Source organism: Streptomyces sp. 8L (assembly GCF_020176795.1).
Lineage (GTDB): Bacteria > Actinomycetota > Actinomycetes > Streptomycetales > Streptomycetaceae > Streptomyces.
This window is the reverse complement of the sequence record NZ_JAIUKE010000440.1, coordinates 1-10,270: the sequence shown is the minus strand read 5'-3', so window position 1 is coordinate 10,270 and position 10,270 is coordinate 1. Positions and strand designations below refer to the sequence as shown.

The following is a 10,270-nucleotide window of genomic DNA, read 5'->3' as shown; positions in this document are numbered from 1 at the left end:
CCGGTCGAGCGCCTCCAGGCCGAGCGCGTACTCGCGCAGCGCCAGGGAGCGCTTGTGGCCGAGGGACCGCCCGCGCAGGCGCCGCAGATTCTCCGGACGCGTGTACTCGGGCCCGTAGATGATCCGCAGGTACTCCCGGCCCCTGACCTTCAGGCCCGGCTGGAGCAGCCGCCCCTTCCCGTCCCGCGCCAGCGCCTGAAGCGGCTTGACGACCATGCCCTCGCCGCCGCGCCCCGTCATCTCCAGCCACCAGTCGACACCCGCGCGCACCGACTCCTCGTCCCGCGTGTCGACCACCAGACGCCGTGTCGTCCGCAGCAGCCCGCTCGCGTCGTGCTCCACGAGCCGGTCCAGCCACGCGAGCTGCTCGTCGTGCGGTACGGAGGCGAGGCTGCGCCCCTCCACCGCCAGCAGCTGGAACGGCGCGAGGCGCACCCCCTCAAGACCGTCCGTCGGCCAGCAGTAGCGGCGGTACGCCTCCGTGAAGGCCGCGGCGTCCGCGGCGCGCTCACGCTGCGTGGCCGCCAGCGCCTCCACGTCGACGCCCCGCGCGAGCGCCGCCCCGATCGCCGAGGCCGCCGCGGGGAAGGCCGCGCCCGCTGCCGCGCCGACCGCCGCGTACTGGGAGCGCAGCAGCCCGGACGCCTTCAGCGACCACGGCAGCAACTCGGCGTCGAGCAGCAGCCAGCCCGTGCCGAACTCCTCCCACAACCCGGCCGCGGTGACGGCCTCCCGCAGCCGGCCCAGCACCTCCTCCGCCATGGCGGGGTCGTCGAAGAACGGCCGGCCGGTCCTCGTGTACACCGCGCCCGTCGGACCGTCGGCGCCGAACCGCTTCCGTATCGCGTCCGCGTCCCGGCCCACGAGGGCCACCGCGCGCGAGCCCATGTGCTTCTCCTCGCACACGACCCGCGCCACGCCCTCGTCGCGGTACTGCGCGAACGCCTCCGCCGGGTGTTCCAGCCAGTCCTCCGCGTGCGAGGTGGCGGTCGGTGCCATGGTGGGCGGCAGGTACATCAGCAGCCGCGGGTCGATCGCGAAGCGGCTCATCACCTCCAGCGCGGCGGCCGCGTTCTCCTCACGCACACCGATCCGTGCCAGGTGCCGGCACTCGACCACGCGCCGGCCGCTCACGTCCGCGAGGTCGAGCGGCCTGTCCTCCCCGCCGTCGGGCGCCCCTGCGGCCAGCGGCTTCGCCGGTTCGTACCAGACGCGCTCGGCCGGTACGCCGACGAGCTCGCGCTCCGGCCAGCGCAGCGCGGTCAGCCTGCCGCCGAACACCGCGCCGGTGTCGAGGCAGATGGTGTTGTTGATCCACGTCGCGTCCGGCACCGGGGTGTGGCCGTAGACGACGGCGGCGCGGCCCCGGTAGTCCTCGGCCCACGGGTAGCGCACGGGCAGCCCGAACTCGTCCGTCTCGCCGGTGGTGTCCCCGTACAGGGCGTGTGAGCGGACCCGGCCCGAGGTGCGCCCGTGGTACTTCTCCGGCAGGCCGGCGTGGCAGACGACGAGGTCGCCGCCGTCCAGCACGTAGTGGCTGACGAGGCCCTGGAGGAAGGTGCGCACCTCGGCCCTGAACGCGTCGTCCTCCTTCTCCAGCTGCCCGATGGTCTCCGCGAGGCCATGGGTGTGCTGCACCTTGGCGCCCTTGAACCAGCGGCCCAGCTTGTTCTCGTGGTTGCCCGGCACGCACAGCGCGGTGCCGCCCGCGACCATCCCCATGACGCGGCGCAGCACGCCCGGGCTGTCGGGGCCCCGGTCCACGAGGTCGCCGACGAACACGGCGGTGCGTCCCCCGGGGTGCACGCCGTCCTCGTAGCCGAGGGCGCCGAGCAGCGACTCCAGCTCGGCGGAGCAGCCGTGCACGTCGCCGATGATGTCGAACGGGCCCCTCAGGTGCGTCAGGTCGTTGTACCTGCGCTCCACCACGACCTCAGCGGAGTCGGCCTCCTCGACGCCGCGCAGGATGTGCACCTTGCGGAACCCCTCGCGCTCCAGGCCGCGCAGCGAGCGGTGCAGCTCGCGCCGGTGCCGCTGGATCACCCTGCGGGGCATTCCGGCCCGGTCGGGGCGGGCCGCGTTGCGCTTCGCGCACACCTCCTCCGGCATGTCGAGGACGATCGCGATGGGCAGGACGTCGTGCTCCCTGGCCAGCGCGACGAGCTGCTTGCGTGCCTCGGGCTGCACACTGGTGGCGTCCACGACGGTGCGGCGGCCTGCCGCGAGGCGTTTGCCCGCGATGTAGCGCAGGACCTCGAAGGCGTCCTTCGTCGCCGTCTGGTCGTTCTCGTCGTCGGCCACGAGGCCCCGGCAGAAGTCGGACGAGATGACCTCGGTGGGCTTGAAGTGGCGCCGCGCGAACGTGGACTTGCCGGACCCGGTCGCCCCGACGAGCACGACGAGGGACAGGTCCGTGACGGCGAGCCGCCGCCCGCCGCCCGCCGCGCCCTCCGGTGCGGCGGGCACCGCGGTGCTCTCGGCCCCGGTTGTGTCGCTGCTGCTCATGCTGCTTCTCCCGCCTCCTTCGCCGTCCTGGTGAACACCGCCATCTGGGTCGGCGGACCGACCTCGGGGTCGTCGGGTCCCACCGGGGTGAACGCCACGCCGTACCCGTGCCGGGCGCCGACGCGCTCCGCCCAGTCCCTGAACTCCGCCCTGCCCCACTCGAACCGGTGGTCCGCGTGGCGCACCGTGCCGGCCGGGAGGGACTCCCAGCGCACGTTGTACTCGGCGTTCGGTGTCGTGACGACGACCGTTCCCGGCCGGGCCGCACCGAAGACCGCGTAGGCGAGCGCCGGGAGCCGGGGCGGGTCGAGGTGTTCGATCACCTCGCTGAGCACCGCCGCGTCCTTCCCCTTGAGCCGCTTGTCGGTGTAGGTCAGCGCACCCTGGGTGAGGGTGACACGGGCCGCCTGACGCTCGCTCATGCGGTCGAGGCCCAGCACGCGCGCGGCGATGGCCAGTGCGCGTACGGACACGTCGACGCCGGTGACATGCGTGATGCCCGGCTCCTTCAACAACGCCTGCACCAGGCGCCCTTCACCGCATCCGAGGTCGAGCACGGTCCCAGCGCCCGCCGTGCGCAGCGCGCCGAGTATCGCGTCGCGCCGCTGCACCGCGAGGGGCGGCCGCTCGTCCTGCCGCTCCTTCTCCGGGGCCCGCTCCTCGGCCCGGGGCCGCGCCTCGGCCGCGGGCTGCGTCTCGACGTGTGGCCGGGTCCGGGACTGGGCCCGGGCCGCGGTCGCGGATGCCTCGGCCGGTGCCTCCGGCATCTCCGGTGCCTCCGGCATCTCCGGGGTCCCCGGCATCTCGGGTGCCTCCGATGCCTCCTGCGTCTCCGGCGTCTCCTCCACGGCGTTGTCGAGGGACTCCACCTCGATGTCGTCCACATCGGCCAGCCGCGCGAGTTCCAGCCGCTCGGTGGCCCGCTCGGCGAGCCGCCGACGCCGCGACAGGTACCGCAGGGCGATCAGCTGCCGCTCCGGGTGGTCCGCGAGCCAGCCCTCCCCCGCCCGCAGCAGCTTGTCGACCTCGTCGGGCGCCACCCAGTAGTGCTTCGCGCCGTCCAGCACCGGCAGCAGCACATACAGCTGGCGCAACGCGTCCGAGAGCCGCAGCTCGCCCTCCAGTGCGAGCTGGACGTACCGCGAGTCTCCCCACTCGGGGAACTGCTCGTCCAGCGCTACGGGCCCCGCCGTCACCGACGCCCACCCGAGCGGCTCGAACAACCGCTTCACCAGGTCGGCGCCACCGCTCGCGGACACCGCGGGCACCTCGATCCGAAGCGGTAGCGGGCTCGCCGCCCGCTCGGGCAGCGCCCGGCAGTCACCGCGCAGCGCCGTCCTGAACACCGAGCTCAGCGCCACCGCCAGCAGCGAGGAGGCCGCGTACGGGCGGTCGTTGACGTACTGCGCGAGCGCCAGGTCGGGCGAGGACTCGCGGCCCTTGGCGCGGCCCCGCTTGAGGAGCGCCGCGGGATCGACCTGGAGCAGCAGGGCAGCGCTGCACCGCTCGGCGGTCGCCTCGGGGTAGAAGACGTGCGCCGTGCCGTGGGCGGTGGAGAACGTCTGCGCGCGATCCGGGTGCTTGTGCAGCAGAAAGCTGAGATCGGTCGCGGGACGCTCGGGGGTGCCGGTGGTGGTGATCGTCAGAAACACCTGACCGAGTGTGCCCTCCGCCCTCCCTCATGAACAGCCGTTTTCCCGATGCCCGCCCGCCTCCGCGAGCCTCGCCGGCCGCGCCTTCCGCGCGCCGTGGCGGGCTGTACGTGCCCTGGAGCCGACCGCGGCGCGTCGTACGTGCCCCGGCCCGGCTCCGGCGCGGGCGAGTGGACGCGCCGACGGCCCGGCCGGGATCAGCGCGGCGCCGCCAGCGCCACGCCGATCCCGGCGACCGCCGCGGGTCCGACCCGGCAGCAGCCGCCCACCAGGCGCGCACCGGCCGCCTGCCACACCAGGACCCGCGACGGGTCGAAGGTGGCGGGCCCCCGGTGGCCGCGAGCCTCCGCGTCCCACCGCTCACCGCTGTTGGGGTAGACGACGACCGGCTTGCCCGTGAGCTCGGCGGCCATCGCCACGGCCCGGTCCGCGTCGGACGGCGCACAGCAGTTGACCCCCACGGCGACGACCTGGTCGTCGCCCGCCGCCAGGGCGAAGGCCTCGGCCAGCGGCTGGCCGGCCCGGGTCCGGCCGCCGGCCACGGTGTACGAGAGCCACACCGGCACCCCGCTGCCCCGCGCCGCCGCGAGGAGTGCCTCGGCCTCGTCGGTGTCCGGGACGGTCTCCAGCGCGAGGACGTCGGGCTCCGCGGCGGCGAGCGCCTCGATCCTCGGCCGGTGGAACCGGGTCAGCTCCTCCACCGTGCGCCCGTACCGCCCCCGGTACTCACTGCCGTCCGCGAGCATCGCGCCGTACGGTCCGACGGACGCGGCCACCCACACCTCGTCCCGCACGGTCTCGCCCGCGGCACGCGCCAGTTCCACGCTGCGTGCCAGCAGCCGCGCCGCCCGGGCGCGCCCGATGCCGCGGCGCGCGAACCCCTCGAAGCCGGCCTGATAGCTCGCGGTGATCAGTACCCGCGCGCCCGCCCGCACATAGGCGGCGTGGGCCGCCGTGATCTGCTCGGGGGCGTCGGCGAGCAGCCGGGCGGACCACAACTCGCCCGACAGGTCGGCCCCTTGGTCTGCGAGCTGGTTCGACAGCCCGCCGTCCAGGACGACGGTGCCCTCCGCGAGGGCCGCGGCGAGCGGTCGGACGGGCCGCATGCGTACCTCCTGTCGATCGGGACGGCGGGTGGGCGCGGGGGGGGGCGCCGGGGCCGGAGTCCCGTCCCGTCCGCGCCGGGGGCCCGGTCCAGGCCGGGGCCGGAGCCCCGTCCCGTCCGCGACGGGGGCCCGTTCCAGTCCGGGCCCGGGCCCGTTCCAGCCCGTTTCGGGCCGGGCCGGCCGGCTGGGCCCCGGAACCCGGCACCCGGAACCCGGCTGTCCCGGAGCGGCAGCCCCCCGGGCTCAGTCCAGCTGGGGCGCGACCTGGGACGCGATCAGCTCCAGCTGGTCCAGGTCCGTCAGGTCCATGGCCTGGAGGTAGAACCGGCGCGCCCCGACGGCCGCGTACCTGCCGATCTTGTCGACCACCTCGGCGGGCGAGCCCGCGAGACCGTTCTCCTTGAGTTCGTCCACCTCCCTGCCGAGGACGGCGGCCCTGCGGGCCACCTCCGCGTCGTCCCTGCCCACGCAGATCACCAGTGCGCTGGAGTACACGAGGTCGTCCGCGCTCCGCCCGGCGGCCTCGGCCGCCGCGCGCACCCGGCCGAACTGTGTCTCGGTCTGCGCGAGCGACCCGAACGGCAGGTTGAACTCGTCCGCGTAGCGCGCGGCGAGCCGCGGCGTGCGCTTCGCGCCGTGGCCCCCGATGATCACGGGAGGCTTCGCCTGGGCCGGCTTGGGGAGCGCGGGCGAGTCGGTCAGCGTGTAGTGCTCACCCTCGTAACTGAAGGTCTTGCCGGTTTCGGTGGCCCACAGCCCGGTCACCACGTCCAGTTGCTCCTCCAGCCGCGCGAAGCGGTTGTCGGGGAACGGGATGCCGTAGGCGGCGTGCTCCTCGGCGAACCAGCCCGCGCCGAGCCCCAGCTCCACCCTGCCCCCGGACATCTGGTCCACCTGCGCGACCTCGATGGCGAGGACGCCGGGCAGCCGGAACGTCGCCGCCGTCACCAGCGTGCCGAGCCGGACCCGCTTCGTCTCCCTCGCGAGGCCGGCGAGCGTGATCCAGGCGTCCGTGGGCCCCGGCAGGCCGTCGGCCTCGCCCATGCGGAGATAGTGGTCAGAGCGGAAAAAGGCATCAAATCCGAGGTCCTCGGTCGCCTTGGCGACACGGAGAAGGGTGTCGTAGGTGGCGCCCTGCTGGGGTTCGGTGAAGATTCGAAGATCCATGCCCTCCATCCTGCACCTTCCGTGCCACACCTCCGCCCCGCACACCGCCGGACCCACGCCTTCCGCCGCGCGCACCGTCCGCCCAGCGCCCTCCGCCCCTGACAGCCCCGCGGCTGCGCGCGCCCGCGTCCCCGCGGCAGCGCGCGCCCGCGTCCCCGCGCCGAGCAGCCTCCGTCCGCCACCACGACCCCGGCGTCTCCCGCACTCCTGCCGCCGTCAGCGGGCCCCGGAGCCCCCGCCGGGCGGTCCCGGGCCCTCCCGCTTCCGCACCTCGGGCAGCCGCAACAGCGCCGCGACCCGGTCCCCGGAGTCGGCCGCAGCGTCGATCGCCTCCATGCACTGCCAGTAGACCCAGGCGTCGTCCGCGACCGTGGCGACGACGACGAGCGCCGCTCCGAATCTCCTCAAGCAGTGTGCCCAGTGCGCTCAGCGCCGCCCACGCGTCCAGCGGGCCCGTCAGCGCCGCGGCCCTGATCCCGCCCGCGGCACGCACCGCGGGATGGTCGGCGGGCCCGCGCCCCCGCTCGCCCGCCTCCGCCAGCTCCCTCGCGGCCGACCGGGCCGGACGCGGCAGCACTGCCGCCAGCCGGTCCCCGACCGCCTGGGCCAGAGCCTGTGCCTGCCATGCCTCCGCGACCACCTCCGCGGTGCTGCCACTCACCGCCAGCGCGTCCCTGCCTGCCTCTGCGATCCGTACCGCGTCCATGTCCCCGCCCCTCCGCCGTGCTCCCTCGCGGGCGCCCGGTCCGCCCACCGTCGCACCCGTCCGCTGTCCCCGCATCACCCAGAGTGACGGAAGGCGGGGACGGGCGACAGGGGGATGCGGCGAGCTGTGGACAGAAAGGGGATTGTGCACAACTCCGCCACTCCGAAGAGTGATACGGGCGATCCACGCCGGGCCGGCACCGGACCCGGTACCGAGGCGTCGCCGGGCCCGCACCGAGCGGACAAGGCGGCGGACCGGTTACGGCGGTGGACGGCGGCGGACCGGTTACGGCAGTGGACCCGCGACGGCCGTGCACCGGCGGACAGCGCCGGACCCCGGAACAACCATGGACTCAGAGCAGCCGTCGGCTGGGAACAGCCCCGGACTCGGAAGCGGACTCGGAACAGCCCCGGACTCGGGACTGCCGTGGGCTCAGCGCGCGGCGGGCGGGAACCGCGTCTCGTTGCGCTCGATCTTCGCGGCGAGCGCCGCCAGCGGATCGATCCCCAGCACCGCGCAGAACTGGAGCAGGTACGAGAGCACGTCGGCCACCTCGTCCTCGACCCGGTGCGCGTCCCCCGGGTCCGCCATGATCCCTGCCGACTGCTCCGGCGTCAGCCACTGGAAGATCTCCAGCAGTTCGGACGCCTCCACGCTCAACGCCGCGACGAGGTTCTTCGGCGTGTGGTACTGCTCCCAGTCCCGCGCGGCGGCGAACTCCATCAGCCTGCGCTGCAACTCCGGCACGCCCGGGCCGCCCCGCCGGTTCACTCATGTCGCTCCCCCGCGCGCCCCCGTCCGTCACGTGCCGGGCACCGCCGCGGCGGGCGTCCCCTCGACCTCCGTGCCGATCGGCGCGAGCAGGAAGACGTTCCTGTCCACCCGGTGCATGCCGCTCCCCAGGCCGAAAACCACCCCACTGCTGAAGTCCAGTATCCGTTTGGCGACGTCGGTGTCGGCGGCCGTGAGGTCCAGCAGCACCGGGATCTGCGCGATCAGGAGTTCCGCGACCTCCCTGGCGTCCGCGAAGACCTGCACCCGCAGGACCACGAAGCGCCGCTGCTCCTCCGTCATCTCCTGGGGGACGGTGCGGTGGTCGACCCTCGACGGCCACATGTCGCGGTTGCGCAGTGGTACGACCTGGGCCAGGCCCTCCCACTGCTCGTCGGTGACGTCGTACTCGTCGTACCTGTTCACCGAATCCCCCCGCCCGTGTGATGTGTGTGCATCAGGCCATCCTCTCGCGTCTCACCCGTTCAGCCCATCAGCGACACGGTCCGCACCGGTGCGCAGGTGGTCGGTGCCCGACCGGACGGCCCAGGCGAAGACGGCCACCGAGACCACGGCGACCGTCACCGAGTCGTAGGGCGCGCGCAGGGTGTCCGTACCGCCGAAGGAACCGAGCCACGACAGCAGGGTGAGCGCGGCGAGGTGGCAGACCAGCCAGGCTCCGTGGCGCAGTTCGAGCCGGCGCGGGAGCGCGTCGGCGGCCCGCCGCAGCATCAGGAACAGCGGCAGGCCGAACAGGACGAGCGGGAGCGCGAGGCGCAGGCTGTGCCATCCCGACCAGAAGACGAACTCGCTCGCGACGGCGAAGCTGACCGGCGCGATCCACCGCATCCCCGGCAGCCGGCCGTCCGGCGGTTCGGCGCCGCGCTCCCGGTCGTGCGCGCGGAACGCGGCGACCGCGACGGCCGAGGCCGCGTAGATCAGCAGGTACATGTCGCCCATCACGCTCACGATGCTCTGCCAGCCGCCGAACGGCAGCAGGAAGACCACGATCACCCCGAGGTTGAGCACGAGGGCCCGGCGCGCCGCCCCGGAGCGCGGGTTGATCCGCATGAAGAAGCGGGGCAGCAGGCCGTTCTTCGCCAGGGCGTACGTGTGCCGGGCGTCGATGGCCACGCCGACGTACGCGGAGCCGCCGGGCGAGATCACGGCGTCCGCGTACAGCAGGGTGGCCAGCCATTGCAGGTTGAGCAGCAGCGCCAGCTGCCCGAACGGCGAGTCGAAGCTGACGCCCCGCCAGCCGTGCGCGAGGTTCCCGTCCGGCACGGTGAACAGGAAGGCGAGCTGGAGCAGGAGGTAGACGACGACCGCGAGACCGATGCCGGTCAGCACGGCGGCCGGCACCGTGCGGCGCGGGGTGCGCGCCTCGCCGGAGAAGTCCAGCGGCGCCTGGAAGCCGTTGACGGAGTAAACGATGCCGCCGCCCGCGAGGGCGGTGAGGCAGGCGGCGTAGCCGTACGGGGCGAACCCCCCGTGGGCCGCGTCGGTGAGCCGGCCCGCGTGCGTGCCGGACAGGAACAGCGCGACGACGGTGACCAGCGGGATGATCACCTTGAGCAGCGACACCAGGTTGTTCAGGCGGGCGAACATCCGCACGGCGAACCAGTTCAGCGCCGTGAGCAGCACGCTCAGTCCGCCGGCGAGCGCGAGGCCCGGCCAGGTCAGCGAGCCGCCGCGGAAGATGCCCGGCACGTAGTGCGCCGCGTACTGCATGATCGCGCTGATCTCGGCCGCCGTGCCGCCCACCGACAGCAGCACCGACCAGCCGATCATGGTGCCGACGAGCCGTCCGCTCGCGTACAGCGGCCAGCGCGCGGTGCCGCCGCCCTCGGGCCGCGTCGCGCCGAGCTCGACCATCACGAGCGCGACGAGTGCGCACAGTGCGCCGGCCGCGACCCACGACAGGAGCGCCGCGGGACCGGCGGTCTGCGCCGCGAACATGGCGGCGAACAGCCAGCCGGAACCGAGGATGTTGGAGAAGCCGATCGAGGTCAGGCCCCAGAAGCCGAGGTCGCGCTTGAGCCGGTGCTCCTGCGACAGCGCGAGCGGGACAGCGGGGCCGGGTCCCTCCTGCGGGGGTGCTGGAGGCGGCGACGGCGGTGGCGGTGGCTTCGGCGGCACGGGCCTTGTCCCCTCGTACGGTTCCTGCGGCGATCCGTCCCGGCCCCTGGCGGGCGGTTTGCGGACGGGGCTGACGGCTGGTCTGAGGAACAGAGCGTGCCCAGCCTGGCACGGCCCACGCCTGCGACGGGAGGGGCACGTCGCCGGGGGCCGCCGGGACGCGTCCCGCTCCCCAGCCCGGTTCGCCCGCCGCTTCCCGCCCCTATCTCTCCCGGCCACGGCGT

8 protein-coding genes and 1 pseudogene are annotated in these 10,270 nt (G+C 74.2%); all 9 read right to left on the bottom strand.

Annotated elements, in window-relative coordinates; all coding sequences use genetic code 11:
* Positions 1-2,505 (bottom strand): polynucleotide kinase-phosphatase (locus LCE31_RS30280; protein ID WP_225019969.1); only part of this gene is annotated, 2,505 nt, incomplete at its 3' end.
* Complete coding sequence (locus LCE31_RS30275; protein WP_225019966.1) at positions 2,502-4,157, bottom strand: 3' terminal RNA ribose 2'-O-methyltransferase Hen1; 1,656 nt, start codon at positions 4,155-4,157, stop codon at positions 2,502-2,504. The genes LCE31_RS30280 and LCE31_RS30275, both read right to left, overlap by 4 nt.
* Before the next feature lie 197 nt (positions 4,158-4,354).
* On the bottom strand, positions 4,355-5,263 hold the full coding sequence (gene mmuM, locus LCE31_RS30270) for a homocysteine S-methyltransferase (RefSeq protein ID WP_225019964.1): 909 nt from the start codon (positions 5,261-5,263) through the stop codon (positions 4,355-4,357).
* 243 nt (positions 5,264-5,506) lie between these two features.
* Complete coding sequence (locus LCE31_RS30265) at positions 5,507-6,430, bottom strand: LLM class F420-dependent oxidoreductase (RefSeq protein WP_225019962.1); 924 nt, start codon at positions 6,428-6,430, stop codon at positions 5,507-5,509.
* Between the two features lie 216 nt (positions 6,431-6,646).
* A complete protein-coding gene (locus tag LCE31_RS40980; protein WP_308042330.1) occupies positions 6,647-6,838 on the bottom strand; it encodes a DUF6099 family protein in 192 nt (63 codons plus the stop codon).
* A 61-nt stretch (positions 6,839-6,899) separates the two neighbouring features.
* Positions 6,900-7,136 (bottom strand): annotated as a pseudogene (locus LCE31_RS40975) (DUF6099 family protein); the annotation flags it as partial.
* A 432-nt stretch (positions 7,137-7,568) separates the two neighbouring features.
* Positions 7,569-7,859, bottom strand: a complete 291-nt coding sequence (locus LCE31_RS30255; RefSeq protein WP_225019972.1) for a nucleotide pyrophosphohydrolase — start codon at positions 7,857-7,859, stop codon at positions 7,569-7,571.
* 78 nt (positions 7,860-7,937) lie between these two features.
* The gene (locus LCE31_RS30250) at positions 7,938-8,333 is read right to left on the bottom strand and encodes a cell division protein SepF (protein ID WP_225019961.1); all 396 of its coding nucleotides are present in this window, start codon (positions 8,331-8,333) and stop codon (positions 7,938-7,940) included.
* 51 nt (positions 8,334-8,384) lie between these two features.
* Positions 8,385-9,965, bottom strand: a complete 1,581-nt coding sequence (locus LCE31_RS30245; protein WP_225019971.1) for an APC family permease — start codon at positions 9,963-9,965, stop codon at positions 8,385-8,387.
* Positions 9,966-10,270: the final 305 nt, after the last annotated feature.